Below are 16,022 nucleotides of genomic sequence, written 5' to 3'. Positions count from 1 at the left end.
AGTGTAAGTTTCATTTGCATCGCGAGGAGCTGTCATGAAGGCCGTCACACACGATCGGTACACGGATGCCGCGGGCCTGGTGCTGGGCGACGTGCCCCGGCCGGAGCCGGGCCCCGATCGCATCCGCATCCGTGTCGAGGCGGCCGCGCTCAACCCGTTCGACTGGCACCTGTACCGCGGCGACCCCTGGATCATGCGCCTGCAGACCGGGCTGCGCGTGCGCGAGCCCCGCGGCGTCGGGGCGGACGTCGCCGGCGTCGTCGACGCCGTCGGCGACGAGGTCGAGGGCGTCGCCGTCGGTGACCGCGTGTTCGGCACGATCGGTCGCGGGGCGCTGGCCGAACACGCCCTGGCCGGCCCGGCATCGGTCGCAACCCTCCCCGACGGGGTGTCGTTCGACGCAGGAGCCGCCGTGGCGATGGCCGGCATGACCGCGCTGCAGGCGCTGCGCGAGACGGCGGGGCTCGCGGCGGGCGAGCGCGTGCTGGTGTGGGGCGCGTCGGGCGGCGTCGGCCATCTCGCGGTGCAGCTCGCGCGCATCCTCGGTGCGAGCCGCGTCGACGCGGTGTGCTCGGGGCGCAATGTCGAGCTGGTGCGAGGACTCGGTGCGGACGAGGTCTTCGACTACACGGCGGGCGCGACCCCCGCAGGTCCCTACGACGTCGTCCTCGACACAGTGGGGACGGCATCCGTCTCGGCGCTCACGGCGCTGCTCGCCCCCGGCGGGCGGGTCGTGCTGGTCGGCGCGGTGGGCGGCGGGCGCCTCCTCGGGCCGCTCGCGGCGACGATGCGGCGCGCGGTCGCCGCCCGCGTGCGCGGCGTGGATCACCGGCGGATGATGGCGAAGGTGCGCGCCGACGACCTGACCGCGCTCGCCGGGTGGCTCTCCGACGGCTCGCTCGCGCCCGCCGTGCAGCAGACGTTCGACCTCGGCCAGGCTCTCGAGGCGCTGGGTCTGCTCGAGGCCGGGCACGTCGCCGGCAAGCTCGTGGTCCGTCCGGCCGGCTGACGGCGCCGGCCGCGGGGGTCAGTTCGTCCAGGCGTACCGCAGCCGCTCGGCGGTCTCGGCGAGCGGCGTGTCCGCGTACGTCGCGTGCTCGAGCGAGCGCACGGCGCCGACCGCCTCGACGATCCACGCGCCGAGGGCCGTCCCGGCGATCGGCGACCGCGCGAGCCGCACGAGCTGATCGGGGCCGTCGGTCGGCAGGAGCGCGGGCGCGGGGTCCGCTGAAGCCGGGTTGACCGTCACCTCCGGCGGGAGGGCTGCTCCGTCGCGGATGCCGGCGCGTGCGGCCTCGAGCAGCACCGCGGTGGCGGCGTACGGGTTCGCCGACGCGTCCATGCACTTCACCTCGACGTTCGCTCCGCCCGCGGCCCCCGGGCCGCCCTCGATGAGCCGCACAGCGGCCTCGCGGTTCTCCGTTCCCCAGCAGCACCACGCTCCCGACCACATGCCCGGCTGCATGCGCGTCGCCGACAGCGCCGACGACGCGAGCGCGCCCATCAGGTCGGGGAGCGCGGCCAGGATCCCGCCGATCGCCGCGGCTCCGGCATCCGTCAGCCCGTGCTCGCGGTCGCCTCCCTCGAACACCGGCGCGTCCCCGGTCGTCAGCGACAGGTGCAGGTGCGCGCCGTTGCCCGCGCCGCCCTCGGCGGGCAGCGGCGAGAACGACGCCGCCATCGAATGCTCGCGCGCGGCCTGCGAGATGACGGTGCGCGCCAGCACGAGAGCGTCCGCCGCCTCGACCGGGGGCAGCGCCGGAAGCGAGATCTCGAACTGGTTCGCGCCGAACTCGGCGTGCACCTGTGCGATCCCGAGGTCGGCGATCCACGCGCGCGCGAGCACGCTCTGCAGGAACTCCCGCTGATCCAGCGCCGCGCCGAGTCCGTACGCCGACCACTGCGGCACCGGGACTCCCTCGAACAGCGTGAATTCCAGCTCGTGCCCGATGCGCGCCGTGATGCCGTCGGCGGCGAGCCGGTCCACCGTCCGCTCGAGTGCGGACCGCGTGCACGCCGGCGAGGTCGCGCCGTCCTGCGTGTGGATCGTCGCCGGGGCCCACTGCACGCCGTCGCCGAGGCTGCGCAGCGCTTCGGGGTCGATGCGCAGCCGCAGGTCTCCCGCGACGTTGAAACGGTCGGTGAAGGCCAGCTGGTCGTCGACGCAGAACACGTTCCAGCTGGGGGAGGCGCCCATGCCGACGCGGGCGAACTCGTCGAGCCGGTCGGCGGGCACCGCCTTGGCGCGCGTGACGCCGCCGGGGTCGACGATCGAGCCGAACACGAGCGGTTCGACGGGGGCGGGTTCGGTCATGGTCGTTCGCCTTCCGTGGAGAGTCCGTAGGTGCGCTCGGCGTTGCCTCGGCCGATCATCCCGATGACGCGCACCGCGTCGTCGAGCGTCCATTCGCCCGCCTCGACGTGCGCGCCGAGCACGTCGACGATCGCGTCGCGCCACAGCCTCGAGCCGAGCAGGTACAGCTCGGGCAGGCCCCACGCGTCGGTCGAGAACAGCACCGCGTGCAGCGGTGCCAGGCCGAGCGCCTGCCGGATGCTGCCCGGCGCCTGGGCGCCGAGGTGCGGCACGGCCAGCCCGACGTCCATGACGACGTGCCCGAACGCGTGGCACAGGAACGCCGCTTCGCGTTCGAACGGATGGCAGTGCAGCAGGGCGATGCGGGAGCCGGTCGAGGTGGCGCGGGCGATGAGCGGCTGCAGGTGCAGCGGGTTCGCGTCGGCGAGGAGCAGGTCGGGGTCGCCGAATCCCGTGTGCACCTGCAGCGCGCCGCCGCGCGAGAGGGCCCACCAGATCAGATGGCGGACGAGCACCGGATGCCGCAGCCGCCGGTCGCCGGTCGCGATCCAGTCCGCGGCCGCCGCCCGGACCTCTCCGTCGCCGGGCGGTGCGGGGTCGAGGGCGAGGCCGGTGCGGTAGGCGGCGATCGTCTTCCAGGCGGTCGCGGTCGCGCTCGCCGCCTCCAGTCGCGCGTCGATCGCGCGCACCAGCTCGTGCGCGTCGCGGGAAGCCTCGAACGCCTCCTCGGCGACGGCCTCGAGGCGCACGACGGGACGGGTGGGCACGCCCGTCACCGTCGTGAACTCGGCCGGCGTGAGCAGCCGCTCGGCGGCGTAGCCGTGATCGAGGAGCACGAGCCCGATGCCGGATGCCGCCAGGAGCCGACGCGTCGCCTCGGCGGCCCCGAGCTCGGCCCGGCGCGCGAGGTACGCCTGGGCCGGCGCGAAGGGCTCGAGACCCAGCACGGGCGCGCAGTGGCGGCGCAGGGCGAACCCGAGCTGGCTGTCGAAGGCCGTCGCCGGCGCCGGCGGACGCTCGTGCGCCTCGGTCATCGCGTCTTCGAAACCGGCGCGGTCGGGACCTGTCCGCAGCACGCTGTGCGCGTGGTGGTCGATCAGCGCGATGCCCGAGGCCGCGCGCCGCAGGGCGTCGCGGGCCGACGAGGCTCCCGCGGGCCGCTGCATGGACCCGACGCTAGCCGCCGCCCGCGGCCCGGGGAAGCCCCGCACGTCCGGCGGCCGGTGCGTCGTGGCCTCCGGTCGCCGCAGCTCGCGGCATCCGCTCTCGCCCGACGTTCGAAGCCCCTCGTGGGGCGGCGGCGCGGCGTGGTTTGATCGACAGGGGGTGCGGATGCAGAACGAGCCGGCGCCGGGTCTGCCGACCGCGCGGCGTATCGCCGCGGTCGTCGCGTCGCGAGCCGTGTCCGCGCGCGAGGTGGTCGAGGCGCACCTGGCCCGTCTCGAGGACCTCAATCCGCGCCTGGGCGCCGTCACGGTCGCGTTCGCCGACCGGGCGCGCGCCGAAGCGGCATCCCTCGACCACGACCTGGCCGCGGGGCGTGACGCCGGGCCTCTCGCGGGCGTGCCGTTCACGGTCAAGGAGAACATCGACCTCACGTGGTCGGCGACCACGAACGCGTGGCACGGCGCCGAAGACGCCGTGCCGGCGACGGATGCCGTCGTCGTGCGGCGCCTGCGCGACGCGGGCGCCATCCCGATCGGGCGCGGCAACATGCCCGATTTCGGCATGCGGTGGGACACCGACAACGACATGTTCGGGCGCACGCTGAACCCGTGGGATCCCGAACGCAGCGCGGGAGGCTCCAGCGGCGGCGACGCCGTGGCCGTCGCGACGGGCATGTCCACGCTCGGGCTCGGCAACGACTTCGGCGGGTCGGTGCGCATCCCCGCCTCCGCGGTGGGGATCTGCGGACTGCGGCCCTCGTTCGGGCGCGTGCCGCGGGCCGCGGTGCGCGAGGTGCCGGTCGCTCTGACACTGCAGCAGTTTTCGGTGAACGGGCCGCTCGCGCGCTCCGTCGACGATCTCGCGCTCGCCCTCGACGTCCTCGAGGGCCCGGATGCCGACGACCCGGTCTCTGCCGCGCTCACCGATCCGGTGCTGGTGCCACGGCGCGTGGGTGTCGTCGCCGATCCGCTCGGCTGGGGCGTCGACCCCGAGGTCGCGGCATCCGTCGAGCGCGCCGCCCGGGCGCTGATGGACGACGGTTGGGAGCTCGTCGACGTCGACCTGCCGCACCTGGAGGAGACCATCGTGCTGTGGCGGCGCCTGGCGTGCACCGACATGCTGTTCAGCCTCGGCCCGGATGTGCTGCCGCTGCCGCTCGGACGCTCGGCGTCGCGGTTCCTGCGCGACAGCACGGCGGCGGCAGTGCCGTACGAATCGGCGCACGAGTACGCCGACGCGTGGGCGCGCCGTGCCGTCATCGGTGCGGCGTGGCGCCGGCTGCAGCGCGACGTCCCCCTGATCCTGGGTCCGGTGTCGGCGTCGCGCATCGGCCCGCCGGACTACGACCTGGCCGGTCGCGGCGTGGGCGATCGCACCAGCGGCGGCGACGCGGCGACGATGGCGTGGCGCGATCTGCGCCTCACGGTGGCCGTCAACGCCCTCGGCCTGCCGGCGGTCGCCGTCCCGGCCGGCCTCGACGCGTCGGGGATGCCGACCGGCGTCCAGGTGATCGGTCCGCCGCAGGGTGACCGGATCGCCCTCGAGGCCGCACGCGCGATCGAGGCGGTGTGCGGTGTCCCGGCACCGCCGTCGGCGAAGGAGGGCTCATGACCCAGCCGCTGGTCGTCGTCGCCGCGGTCATCGAACGGGACGGCTGGATCCTCGCCTGCCGGCGCCGGCCCGAGAAGACAGCCGGCGGGCGGTGGGAGTTCCCCGGCGGCAAGGTCGAGGCGGGCGAAGATCCCGAGGAGGCGCTCGTCCGCGAGATCGAGGAGGAGCTCGGCGTCGGCATCCGCATCACCGGCCACCTCACGACGGATGAGACGGATGCGGGCGACCGCGTGATCCGCCTGACGTGCTTCCGCGCCGAGCTCGAGGGTGCGGGGCCGGTCGCCAGCACCGACCACGATCGTCTCGTCTGGCTCGAGCCGGCGTCGCTGGCCGGGATGGACTGGGCGACGCCCGACCTCCCGGCGGTCCGCCTGCTCACCGGGAGTGCGCCGGAGTGACGGCGCGGGAGCCTGAGAGGTTCCTGAACGCGCATGGGACGAAGGTCCTATGCGGATGCATCGATCGTGGCGGATTCTTGTGTGGTCAGACCACAAGCGAACACCGAGACCGAGCCGATGCCCACCCGGCGCAAGCACGGCCTCCCATGGCAAAGGAGATCCCCCCATGACCACGCACGCTGTCCCCTCGACCGGCGCCGTCGCGACCGACCGTGCCGCCGCCGCGGCGAAGCCTGTCGCGCTCGAGCGCGACATCGTCACCACCGTCGCCGGCCGCCGCGCTCTCGCGGTGCTGCGCCTTTCGACCGGCTTCATCTTCCTCTGGGCGTTCCTCGACAAGACGTTCGGACTCGGGTTCTCGACCCCCGTCGAGCGCGCCTGGATCAACGGCGGGACGCCGGCCCAGGGCTTCCTCAACAACGCCGTCGTCGGACCGCTGCAGCCCTTCTTCCAGGCCCTCGCGAACCCGCTCGTGGACGCACTCTTCATGCTGGGCCTCCTCGGCATCGGCGTGGCGCTCATGCTCGGCATCGGGCTGCGCGTGGCGGCCGTCGCGACCACCGCGATGATGCTGCTGATGTACTTCGCCGAGTGGCCCTTCGCCGCGAACGCCGGCTCGACGAACCCGCTCGTGGACTACCACATCATCTACGCCCTCGCCGCGATCGCCATCGCCGTGCTGGCCGCCGGTGACACGTGGGGTCTGGGCGCCTGGTGGAAGAAGCTGCCCTTCGTGCAGAAGCTCCGCTGGCTGATCTGAGCGCGATCAGCCGCCCCGCGCCGCTTCCGTGCGCGGCGAAGGCTGTGCGGGCAGCGGCGCGGGCTCGGTGGGCGAGTCAGGCTTCCGCCGTCGACGACGAGACGAAGGCGAGGATGTTGCCGACGTTGCGCCGGTCGAAGATGATGCCGCTGTGGTCGTGGCTCGAGTACCGGATGAGCCAGCTGTCGGGAATGCGCCGCGCGGTGTCCTCGACGACATCGAGGGGGAACTCGTGATCGTCGTCGCCGGCGATGATCAGGACCGGCGCGGTGATCCGCGGCAGGTCGGGCCGGGCGTCGAACCCGGCGACGGCGTCGGCCTCGACGAGCACGTCGGGGCGGTTGTTGCCGGATGCGGCGAGCTCGCGGCTGTAGACGCGGCCGAGGCGGCGGCGGAGGAACACCAGGTCGTCCCCGGGGAGGAAGTCCTCGAGCATGATCGCGGCGGCGTCGGCGAATCTTCCCGCGGCGAGGGCCGCGCCGTACCGCTGCACGGCCTCGGCCGCGGCCGGTGACGGCCGCGCGGCGGATCCGATGAGCACGACGCAGCCGACGGCGTCCGGATGCCGCGCCGCGAGCTCCAGCGCGATGAGTCCGCCGAGCGACACCGACACGACGGCGTCGACGTGTCCGTCGAAGTCCTGCTCGATCACGGCCGCGACGTCGTCGGCCATGTCGGCGATCGTGTAGCCGGTCGGCATGTCGCGGCGTCTGCCCAGCCGCCACACGCTGCAGCCTCCCTCCGCGAGCGGGCGCAGCAGGCCCTTGGTGACCTTCTTCCAGATCCTGCGCACGACGCCCGGCCCGCCGGGCAGGAACAGCACGGTGGTGTCGCCGTCGCCCATGGCGTCGTACGAGAGGCCGGTCGAGAACCGGCCGGTTCGGATCGTGTCGGAGAGCTTCTTCGCGTCGGTGCCCATGGCTCCTCCCGCCGCCACGGTACAGCGCGACGCCGCCGAGGGGCCGGGCCGATGGTCCCGCGTGCCGCCAGGGGCGGCCCGGTCGAGGGCGCCGGTCAGTGGTACGAGGGCAGGTACGAGAGCCCGACGAGCAGTCCCTCGGGGCTCTGCAGGCGCGCCGCCGTCTGCCCCCACGGTTCCTCGTGCGCGTCGACGAGGATGTCGTGCCCTTGCGCGCGGAGCTCGTCGACGCCGTCGCCGACGGCATCCGGCGATGCGACCTCGAACTCGATCCACGCCTGCGGGACGGGATGGTCCGCGGGCCACTGCGACGTGCCGAAGGTCGCCTCGGCGGCCTGCGAGAGGGGCCACAGGGCGAACGCCTTCGTTCCCCCGAGATCGTGCGAGTGGAAGTAGCCCGGGGCGAGCTCCTCGAACCCGATCCCGAACGAGTGCGACCAGAAGCCGAGCGCCTCGTCGGGCGTGCCGCGCGTGATGGGCCCGAAGCCCGCGACGAACTGGATCTCCATGCTCGGAGTGTACGGAGGGCTGCCGACGTCGTCACCTGTGGATGCGTGACGCGGGGCCGGCGGCCGTGGGCGTAGCCTGGCCGCAGGTGGAGAGGGGAACGCCCGATGAACGTCTCGCCCGGCGATCACGCGCGGCCCGAGGTCGACGCGCCTCGGCGACGCCCGCTGATCTCGCCCTGGCGGTTCATCGTCACGTTCGGCGTCGTGAGCCTGCTCGCCGATGTCGTGTACGAAGGCGCACGGGCGGTCACCGGGCCGATCCTCGCCGCCGTCGGCGCGAGCGCCGTCGTAGTCGGCGTCGTGACGGGCATCGGGGAGTCCGCGGCGCTGCTGCTGCGGTTCGTGTCTGGCCCGCTCACCGATCGCACGCGGCGGTTCTGGGCGTGGGCGATCACCGGCTACGCGATCACGATCATCAGCGTCCCGCTGCTCGGATACGCCTCGGTGCTGTGGGTCGCGGCGGCGCTCATCATCGCCGAGCGCGTCGGCAAGGCGGTCCGCTCGCCGGCCAAGGACGCCATGCTGTCGTTCGCGACGTCGCGGATCGGCCGCGGGCGCGGCTTCGCCGTGCACGAGGCGATCGACCAGTTCGGCGCCGTGCTGGGCCCGCTCGCCGTGGCCGGCATGCTGGCGCTGACCGGCGGCGACTACGGCCCGAGCCTGGCGGTGCTGGCGATCCCCGGGATCGCCGTCATCGTCCTCCTGCTGTGGCTGCGGGCGCGCGCGCCGCAGCCGGCGCAGTTCGAAGAGGCGCACCATGTGGAGGTCGCGCGCGGGCAGACTCCCGTGACGCGTCTGCCCGCGGTGTTCTGGGCGTACGCGATCTTCGTGGCCGTGACGCTCGCGGGCTTCGCGACCTTCGGTCTGGTGTCGTTCCACGCCGTGCAGTGGGGCGTCGTCGCGACGCCGTGGATCCCCGTGCTGTACGCGGCGGTCATGGTGGTCGACGCCCTCGTGGCGCTCGGCGTCGGGTGGCTCTACGACCGGGTCGGCGCGGGCGTGCTGGTGCTGCTGCCCGTGATCGCGGCGATCGTGCCGGCGCTGGCGTTCTCGTACGAGACAGCCGCCTTCATCGTCGGCGCGCTCCTGTGGGGCGCCGCGCTCGGCGTGCAGGAGTCGACGATGCGCGCGGTCGTCGCCGACGTGGTCGACTCCCGCCGTCGCGGCACCGCCTACGGCGTGTTCGGCGCGATCGCGGGCGTCGCCGCCGCGATCGGCGGTGCGCTCGCCGGATGGCTCTACGACATCTCGATCCCGTGGCTGGTCGCCATCACGATCCTGCTGCAGATGCTCGCCGTCGCGATCCTCGCGGTCGCCGTCGTGCTGATGCGGACGCATCGCCGCACCGAGGCCGGCGCGCGACGCTGAGCCGTGTCCGCGCTCGTGTCAGCGGCGTTCGATGCGCATCGGAAGTCCTGATTCGAAGCTCAGCGTGCCGTGCATGTGCCACCGCGGCCGGGCTCCCTCGGCGAGGCGGGGCGAGAATCGCTGGGCGAGGACAGCGAGCAGCAGATGCGATTCGAGCAGCGAGAAGCTGTTGCCGATGCATATCCTCGGTCCTGCCGCGAATGGGTGGTACTGGTGGCTGTGCATGTCGGCCTCTTGCCGACCACCCCACCGATCCGGATCGAATCGATCAGGATGGTCCCAGAATTCGGGATGTCGATGAGTCCAGTACGGCGAGAGCATCACCGTCGTCCGTTCCGGCACGGTGATGCCGGCGACCTCTGCATCCGAGATCGCGTCGCGCGCATAGAACGGCGCTGCCGGGAACAGGCGCAGCACCTCCTTGACCACCTGGAGCGTGTAGGGCAGATCGTGGAGGTCGTCGGCGGTCGGGGGGCGACCGCCGAGCACCGCGTCCAGCTCGGCGTGCAGGCGTGCGCGTGCCTCGGGATTCGCTGCCAGTGCGTACCACGCGAATGTCAGCGTGCGGGCTGTCGTCTCATGTCCGGCGAAGAACGTCGTGATCGATTCATCGCGCAGAAGCGTCTCGCTCATCGGTTCGCCCGTGGCCGGGTCGCGCGCGAGCATGAGTCGCGAGAGCAGATCATCGGGCCAGTCCGCTTCGTCGATGCTGCGGCGCGTCGCGATCACGTCGGCGATCGTTCCGTGCACCAGGGCCCGAGCAGCGAGGTATCGACGATTCCGCGGTGTCGGGACGGGCAGCGGCACCCGGATGACCTTCACCGTGTCGCCGGAGAACCGGATCATCTCGGCGACCGCGTCCTTGATCTCGACGATCGAGTCCGTCGTCGCCGTGCTGAACATCGACGTGAGGATGATCGACGCGGTGACGAGTGTCATCTCGTCGGACATGTCCACGCCGCCGTCGGAGTCGGCCAGGGCATCCCATCGCTCGGAGAGGCGAATCGCGTCCTGAAGCATGATCTCGGAGTAGGCCCGCACGCCCCGAGGCGTGAAGAACGGTGCCATGAGTTTGCGCTGTCTCTTCCAGAGGTCGCCCGTGCTGCCGACGAGTCCCTCGCCGATCAAGAAGGCCCGGACGCCGTCGTAGCTCTTGCCCTTGGTGAAGCTGTCGCGCGCAGTCATGTTCACCTGCGTGACGGCGTCCGGGTGCATCAGGAACATGAGCCGCTGCGAGCCGATCCGCACGTCGAAGGCATCCCCGTGTGCACGCCACAGGTCACCCGTCGCATCGAGAAAGCCGTCGCGACGCACCATGCCGATGAATCGCCGCGCGGGAACGCGGGTTGCTCGCATGGCGGCTCCCTTGCCTCGTAGCCGGACGCCTCAGTCCGGTCCTTCCGTTCGCGTCAGGCTACCCGGGTCGTCATCGTCGCGTCAGCCGCACGATCGGGATCGTGCGCTCCGTGCGCTCCTGGTACGTCCGGAAGCCGTCGCTGCGCTGCGTGAACAGCGGCCAGGCGGCATCGCGCTCCTCGGGGCCGAGGACCTCGGCGTGCACGTCCACGGTTCCCTCAGGGGTCTCGATGGAGACGTCGGGGTGCGCGCGGAGGTTGTGGAACCAGGCAGGATGCGTCGGCGCACCGCCCATCGAAGCCGCGATCAGCCACGTGTCGTCATCGGGGCTGATCGCCATGACGGGCGATGTGCGCGTCGTGCCACTGCGGGCGCCGACGTGGTGCAACAGCACCAGCGCGCGTCCGAACCCCTGCACGCGCCCCGCGTTCGCGCGGAACTCGTCGATGACCTTCTCGTTGAAATCCGACACGGCGCCCCCTCTCGGGACAACGCTACGACCTCGCGGGGAGGCGAGGGCGGCTCACCTCTCCCACGCCGCTCCGCTGCGCATCGCCCCGATCGTGAGGACCGTCAGCCAGGTCACGACCGCGAGCACCACGATCCACAGCACCGGCATGGCCGCGGACAGCCATTCGAAGCCCCACACGTGGGCGATCTCGCCGGTGAGCCCGACGAATGCGGCCGTGGGGAATCCGAAGCCCCACCAGCCGGGGTGGAAGCTGAGCCTGCCCCATTCCTTCGCGATGACGCGCACCGCCAGCAGCAGCCACCACACCGAGAAGCCCCACATCGCCGTGACGATCAGGGCCGTCATGCCCTCGATGTCGGCGAGAATGCCGGCATCCGTCACCATGTGCGTCGTCGCGATCAGGCCCATGCCGCCCGCGCCGAGCGGCGCGAGCCATGCCCACCACGCGGGCGCCTGGTGCGCGGCCGGGGGAGGCGCGACCAGCAGTCGGCTGCCCACGATCGACGCCAGCAGCAGGAAGAGGGTGAAGCCGATGCCCCACCCGAGCACCGCGAGGAACGCCCACAGCACGGGGTCGCCGCCCATGTCCAGGACGATCGCGCGGTACAGGATGCTCGGGGTCAGCACGAGCGGGACCACCGGGATGAACCACTGCCCCGAGACGGCCGCGTGGGGGACCTCTGCCAGCCCGATGATGCGCGTGTAGAACGCATATCCCGCCGCGAGTGTGCCGATCAGGCCCGGCACGAAGACCGACATGCCGGCGATGAGCGCGGCGTCCGCCGGCAGGGCCCCGACGACACCGGCCTGGAGGATCGCGAGGGCGAGGATCTGCAGGCCCGCCGGCCACGACGCGATCATGGCGCCCATGCCGGGGTGGGCGAGATCCCCGCGGAACGCCGACGGGTACGCGATCATGCGTGCGAGCCCCGCGACGGTGAGCAGGATGCCGACGACCGCCGCGATGCCGAGGATCGCCAGCCCCAGCACCTCGTCGGCGCCGGTCCCGGCGAGCGGGTCGCGCAGTGTGATGAGCGCGGCCCCGCTCAGGCTCATGAGGGTCGCGCCCCACGCCGGATGCAGGGTCTCGATGCGGCTCGGGGTGCGGTCGGGGGATGTCGTCTCGGCGGGCGCGCTCATGGGTTCGAGGGTACCCCAGGGGGTATCCACCCTCGGGGGACGAAAGACCCCCGGTCCGGCGATGTGCGATCGCCCGACCGGGGGTCCGGGAGGAGTGTCGGCGCGGGTGTCAGCGCGCGACGGCGAAGCCGCCGGTCCACGGCAGCTTCTCACCGACCGCGGCGGTCAGCTGCAGGAAGCCGAGGGCCTCGAGCTCGTGCGCGCGGCTGAGTGCGCCCGCGTCGATCGCGGACACGCCGCCGGCCTCGATCGCGGCGGCGAGCTGCGCCTTGGCGTTCGCGTCGTCGCCGGCGAGGAGCACCGTGGTGTCGAGGTCGCCGACCTTCTTCGAGGCGAGGGTCGCGGCGAAGTTGGTGTTGAAGGCCTTCACGACGTGGCTGGCGGGGAGCTTGTGCTGGATGAGCGCGGCGGCCGAGCTGCCGGCGGGCACCACGAGCTCGTCGAAGGTCTCGAAGTTCAGCGGGTTGGTGATGTCGACGACGGTCTTGCCGGCGAGCTGGCCCTCGTACGCGGCGAGGATGCCGTCGACGGCGGGGTAGGGGACGGCGAGGACGACGATGTCGCCCTCGACGGCCGCGGTGCCGACGGCCTCGCGGGCGATGTAGGTGACGCTGCTGCCGCCGTCGGCGAACAGGCCGCCGATCGCGTTCGCCATGTTGCCGGTGCCGATGATCGTGATGTGTGCCACGAGGTTCTCCTTGTGATCGGGCGGTCCGGGAGCGGATCGCGCGGTGTTGCTTGTAGGTACAACCAACACGATAGCGCGTGATTGTTGTAGATGCAACCATCGGCTAGGATGGAGGGCATGGCGGATCTCCAGTACGACGAGCGCGTGGCGATCGCGCGCCTGCACGCGCTGCTCGAGCTGCTGCCCACCGCGCTCGACAAGGAGCTGGCCCCGGCGGGCCTGACGTCCTTCGAGTTCACCCTGCTCGAGGCGCTGCACGAGGCGGACGGGCATCGCCTGCGCCTGAGCGCGCTCGCGTCGCGCACCAACGCCACCCTGGCCCGCCTCTCGCGCGTGGTGACGGGCCTCGAGCGCAAGAAGCTCGTGGCGCGGATGCCGTGCGCCGAGGACGGTCGCGCCACCAACGCCGTGCTGACCGACGAGGGCGAGACCGCGTACGAGGAGTCGCGGCCGCTGTACGCCGACGCCGTCCGCCGCATGATCCTCGACGGGCTCGATGACGACGGGGTGGATCAGCTCGCATCGCTGTCGTACGCGATCCTCGCCAAGCTCGACCCCGATCGGCGCCTCGCCGTGACCGTCAGCGGCGCCGCGGCGTGCGCGGCCGACCCCGTCCCGGACGGCGCGTGCGCGGCCGACCCGGCGCCCGCCGAGGAGTGCGCCGCCGACCCGGCACCGGTCGCCGAGCGCGTCTGAGACCCGCGGCGCGCGGCGCCGTCGCGGCGGCATCCGCGTCGCCTTGCGTGCCCATGGGTCCAACGCCCCGCGCCGGGGCCCCGCAGGTGCGGCACAATCGTGCCATGGCGATACCTCCCATGGGGGGCTTCTCCGGTTCGGTCGGGGGGCCCAGCGGATACTCCTACGGCGCCGTTGCGCTCGCGGGAGGGGCGGATGCCGTGCCCGAGGTCGAGGAGGCGCTACGGGCGATCCGCTTCACCGGCTGGGTCGTGCCGCCGCGCGACGGGTGGCTCATCGTGCTGGGCACGCCCGGCGCCGGCGTCGTCGCCAGCCGGCGCCGCGGGATCATCGAGGTCGGCGAGGAGCTGGCGGCGCGCGTGGCCGGCCCCGTCTTCGCGTTCCGCGTTCGCCAGGATCGCCAGCTGGGCATCGTCGCGTGGAGTCTCGGTGCCGAGGTCGGCAGGTTCTGCAGCGATCCGTCGCGCGAGCCGGACGCCGACACGGACATCCTCGCCGAGCCGGTCGGGATCGGCGCCGCGGGTGCGTTCGGACAGGTGGCGGGGCGCCCCGAGGCGATCGCACCGCTGACCGAGCTGCTCGGCGAGCGATTCCAGTACCCGTGGAGCGTGTTCGAGTCCGAGCGGCTGCGCGACGTGCTGCGCCTGCTCGCGATGCCGGACTGGCTCGTCGCGGCGGCGGAGCTGCCTCGCGACATCCCGACCGGGCCGCGGGCGCGCGAGCTGACGCGCGTGCGGGTGGGTCGCCCCGGCGCGCGTGGCCTCGCGGCGGACTGGTTCGTGAGGCGGGTCCGCCGCGAGCGGACCCCGCCGCCGGTCATCGCCGACCCGCCCCGTGAGTGGATGGCGTCGCTCGACGACATCGAGCCCTGGATGCTGTGACCGCCGCGGTCAGCGCAGGCCGCGCAGCACCGTCTGCAGCAGGCGGATGTGCAGCTGGAAGCTGCGGTTCATCTCGCGCGTCGAGTGGGCGTTCAGCACGATCGTGATGTCGCGCTCGGGGTCGCTGAACAGGTGCGCCCCGGTCACGCCGAGGTGCCCGACGGTGTTCGGCAGGCCGCGCAGCAGCGGGAAGAACTCGCTGTAGCGCAGCTGCATGACGCCGGCGCCGTAGTGGATGCCGCGGCGGAAGCGGTTCTGCGGGTGCGACATCCGTGCCCGCGAGTCCGCGCTCACGAGCTCTCCGCCGTGCCACGCGTCGGCGAAGCGGGCGAGGTCGTCGACGGTCGACACCACGCCGCCGCCCGCCCAGTCGCTGCTGAGCACCGGTGCGCGGCTGATGTCGACGCCGTGGACGACCAGCGGCGCGATGTCCAGGGCCGCGCCGGGCTCGGCAACCGAGGGGGACCCGCCGGGCATCGTGTGGAACATGAGGCACGAGTCGGCCATCCCGGCGGGGGCGAAGACGCGCTCGTGGAGCTGTGCGCCGAGCGTCGCGCCGCCGGCCTCCTCGATGACGCGTCCGAGCAGGATGAAGCCGGTGTCGGAGTACGAGAAGCGCTCGCCGGGAGCGCCGACGGGCTGCTGGTGCTCGCGCGAGAAGGCGACCAGGTCCTCGGGGGTGTACGACCGCTCGAGGTTCTCAGCGAGCGTCCCGTCGAACGTGGTCCCCGTGTCGGTCGGGTCCTCGAAGTAGTCGGCGGCGCCGCTGGTGTGGGTGAGCAGGTGCCGCGCCGTGACCTCGGATGCCGCATCCCGGCCGTCCCGTGCGAACAGGCCCGAGAGGTCCGCGGACGGGAGGAGCGAGGGGAGCGGTGCGTCGAGGTCGAGGGCACCGCGCTCGGCGAGCTGGAACGCGAGGGTGGCGGTCATCATCTTGCCGACGCTCGCGGCGTGGAACCGCTGCGCGCGGTCGCCCGCGGCGAACTCGAGGCCGGGGGCGCGGACGAGGATCTGCTGCGGGGGCAGATCGCGACGGGCGCGCGCGGCGCGGGCTGCGATCTTCTCGAGCGCGGTCGCGGTGCGGTCCGGGTCGGCGATCGAGGGGCGGATGTCGGCGATGGCGGCGTGTCGGTTCATGATTGATACTCCCTTGAGATATATCTAAGGGGTATATAACCACGGATCCGCCGGGAGGTCCAGATGCAATTCCTGATCCTGGGGCTGCTCATGCTCGCGCCGATGTCGCTCTACGACCTGCACAAGCAGTTCCAGGCTGGGCCGTCGCTGTTCTACAGCGCGAGCTTCGGCAGCCTGCAGCGCGCGCTCCGCCAGCTCGTGGAATCGGGCCTCGTCATCGCCGAGGACGATCCCGACACGGCCCGGCGCCGCAAGGTGCACTCCGTGACGGCGGAAGGGCTGTCCGCGTGGCGCTCCTGGATGCGCGAGCCGCTCAGCGGCGCGAACGCCGACACGGCGATGCTCGCCAAGGTCTATCTGCTGGGCCTGCTGCCCGCCGGCTCCGAGCGCGACGAGGCACTCGCGGTGCTGCGGGCGAGCGCCGAAGCGGCGCTCCGCGAGCTGCAGGATCTCGCGCGAGGACTGGACGCGCAGCGGATCCCGGAGCAGTACGCCGAGGTCTTCCGGTACCAGCGGGCGACGCTCGACTACGGTCTTCGCTCCAACGAGCTCGTGCTGACGTGGCTGCGGGAGCTCGGCTGACTCCGCGTCGCGGCATCCGCTCGG

At 72.7% G+C, this 16,022-nt stretch carries 17 protein-coding genes; 8 read left to right on the top strand and 9 right to left on the bottom strand.

Annotation, left to right across the window (positions count from 1 at the left end; genetic code table 11):
- The first annotated feature begins 34 nt into the window (after nucleotides 1-34).
- Nucleotides 35-1,009, top strand: coding sequence for an NAD(P)-dependent alcohol dehydrogenase (locus HD594_RS15665; protein WP_184751875.1), 975 nt, complete (start codon nucleotides 35-37; stop codon nucleotides 1,007-1,009).
- An 18-nt stretch (nucleotides 1,010-1,027) separates the two neighbouring features.
- Here HD594_RS15665 and HD594_RS15660 read toward each other — a convergent pair whose 3' ends face one another.
- The gene (locus tag HD594_RS15660) at nucleotides 1,028-2,314 is read right to left on the bottom strand and encodes a type I glutamate--ammonia ligase (protein ID WP_184751873.1); all 1,287 of its coding nucleotides are present in this window, start codon (nucleotides 2,312-2,314) and stop codon (nucleotides 1,028-1,030) included.
- Nucleotides 2,311-3,480, bottom strand: coding sequence for an amidohydrolase (locus HD594_RS15655; protein ID WP_184751871.1), 1,170 nt, complete (start codon nucleotides 3,478-3,480; stop codon nucleotides 2,311-2,313). The genes HD594_RS15660 and HD594_RS15655 overlap by 4 nt, the downstream gene beginning before the upstream one ends.
- Before the next feature lie 166 nt (nucleotides 3,481-3,646).
- Between HD594_RS15655 and HD594_RS15650 the strand changes: the two genes are divergently transcribed.
- The 3 genes from HD594_RS15650 (at nucleotide 3,647) to HD594_RS15640 (ending at nucleotide 6,250) form a co-directional block, all read left to right on the top strand.
- Nucleotides 3,647-5,092 carry an amidase gene (locus HD594_RS15650; RefSeq protein ID WP_184751869.1) on the top strand — a complete coding sequence of 482 codons (1,446 nt, stop codon included), beginning with the start codon at nucleotides 3,647-3,649 and terminating at the stop codon, nucleotides 5,090-5,092.
- Nucleotides 5,089-5,490, top strand: a complete 402-nt coding sequence (locus HD594_RS15645; RefSeq protein WP_184751867.1) for a (deoxy)nucleoside triphosphate pyrophosphohydrolase — start codon at nucleotides 5,089-5,091, stop codon at nucleotides 5,488-5,490. The genes HD594_RS15650 and HD594_RS15645 overlap by 4 nt, the downstream gene beginning before the upstream one ends.
- A 166-nt stretch (nucleotides 5,491-5,656) precedes the next feature.
- A complete protein-coding gene (locus tag HD594_RS15640; protein WP_184751865.1) occupies nucleotides 5,657-6,250 on the top strand; it encodes a DoxX family protein in 594 nt (197 codons plus the stop codon).
- 76 nt (nucleotides 6,251-6,326) lie between these two features.
- Here the strand turns inward: HD594_RS15640 and HD594_RS15635 are convergent, their stop codons facing one another.
- The gene (locus tag HD594_RS15635; RefSeq protein ID WP_184751864.1) at nucleotides 6,327-7,169 is read right to left on the bottom strand and encodes an alpha/beta fold hydrolase; all 843 of its coding nucleotides are present in this window, start codon (nucleotides 7,167-7,169) and stop codon (nucleotides 6,327-6,329) included.
- 95 nt (nucleotides 7,170-7,264) lie between these two features.
- Nucleotides 7,265-7,678, bottom strand: a complete 414-nt coding sequence (locus tag HD594_RS15630) for a VOC family protein (protein WP_184751862.1) — start codon at nucleotides 7,676-7,678, stop codon at nucleotides 7,265-7,267.
- Nucleotides 7,679-7,783: 105 nt separating this feature from the next.
- Between HD594_RS15630 and HD594_RS15625 the strand changes: the two genes are divergently transcribed.
- Nucleotides 7,784-9,046, top strand: a complete 1,263-nt coding sequence (locus HD594_RS15625) for an MFS transporter (protein ID WP_184751860.1) — start codon at nucleotides 7,784-7,786, stop codon at nucleotides 9,044-9,046.
- A gap of 18 nt (nucleotides 9,047-9,064) precedes the next feature.
- On the opposite strand, the gene HD594_RS15620 is transcribed toward HD594_RS15625, so the two are convergent.
- From HD594_RS15620 to HD594_RS15605, 4 genes are all read right to left on the bottom strand, one after another.
- The gene (locus HD594_RS15620; protein WP_184751858.1) at nucleotides 9,065-10,402 is read right to left on the bottom strand and encodes a cytochrome P450; all 1,338 of its coding nucleotides are present in this window, start codon (nucleotides 10,400-10,402) and stop codon (nucleotides 9,065-9,067) included.
- A 70-nt stretch (nucleotides 10,403-10,472) separates the two neighbouring features.
- Nucleotides 10,473-10,874 (bottom strand): nitroreductase family deazaflavin-dependent oxidoreductase, encoded by a 402-nt coding sequence (locus HD594_RS15615; RefSeq protein ID WP_184751856.1) that lies wholly within the window; start codon nucleotides 10,872-10,874, stop codon nucleotides 10,473-10,475.
- A gap of 51 nt (nucleotides 10,875-10,925) precedes the next feature.
- On the bottom strand, nucleotides 10,926-12,014 hold the full coding sequence (locus HD594_RS15610; protein ID WP_184751854.1) for an SLAC1 family transporter: 1,089 nt from the start codon (nucleotides 12,012-12,014) through the stop codon (nucleotides 10,926-10,928).
- Between the two features lie 109 nt (nucleotides 12,015-12,123).
- Entirely contained in the window at nucleotides 12,124-12,702 is a 579-nt protein-coding gene (locus tag HD594_RS15605; protein WP_184751852.1) for an NADPH-dependent F420 reductase, read from the bottom strand.
- Nucleotides 12,703-12,819: 117 nt separating this feature from the next.
- Here HD594_RS15605 and HD594_RS15600 point away from each other — a divergent pair, with 117 nt between their 5' ends.
- The gene (locus tag HD594_RS15600; RefSeq protein WP_184751849.1) at nucleotides 12,820-13,398 is read left to right on the top strand and encodes a MarR family winged helix-turn-helix transcriptional regulator; all 579 of its coding nucleotides are present in this window, start codon (nucleotides 12,820-12,822) and stop codon (nucleotides 13,396-13,398) included.
- A gap of 104 nt (nucleotides 13,399-13,502) precedes the next feature.
- Nucleotides 13,503-14,279, top strand: coding sequence for a hypothetical protein (locus HD594_RS15595; RefSeq protein WP_184751847.1), 777 nt, complete (start codon nucleotides 13,503-13,505; stop codon nucleotides 14,277-14,279).
- A gap of 9 nt (nucleotides 14,280-14,288) precedes the next feature.
- On the opposite strand, the gene HD594_RS15590 is transcribed toward HD594_RS15595, so the two are convergent.
- On the bottom strand, nucleotides 14,289-15,416 hold the full coding sequence (locus HD594_RS15590; RefSeq protein WP_184751845.1) for a serine hydrolase domain-containing protein: 1,128 nt from the start codon (nucleotides 15,414-15,416) through the stop codon (nucleotides 14,289-14,291).
- Nucleotides 15,417-15,479: 63 nt separating this feature from the next.
- Between HD594_RS15590 and HD594_RS15585 the strand changes: the two genes are divergently transcribed.
- Nucleotides 15,480-15,998: a PadR family transcriptional regulator gene (locus tag HD594_RS15585; RefSeq protein ID WP_184751843.1), complete on the top strand. Its 519-nt coding sequence runs from the start codon at nucleotides 15,480-15,482 to the stop codon at nucleotides 15,996-15,998.
- Nucleotides 15,999-16,022 lie beyond the last annotated feature (24 nt).

The sequence above is a fragment of the Microbacterium thalassium genome (assembly GCF_014208045.1).
GTDB classification, from domain to species: Bacteria; Actinomycetota; Actinomycetes; order Actinomycetales; family Microbacteriaceae; genus Microbacterium; species Microbacterium thalassium.
The sequence above is the reverse complement of the archived record's forward strand: the minus strand, read 5'-3'. Positions and strand labels throughout refer to the sequence as shown.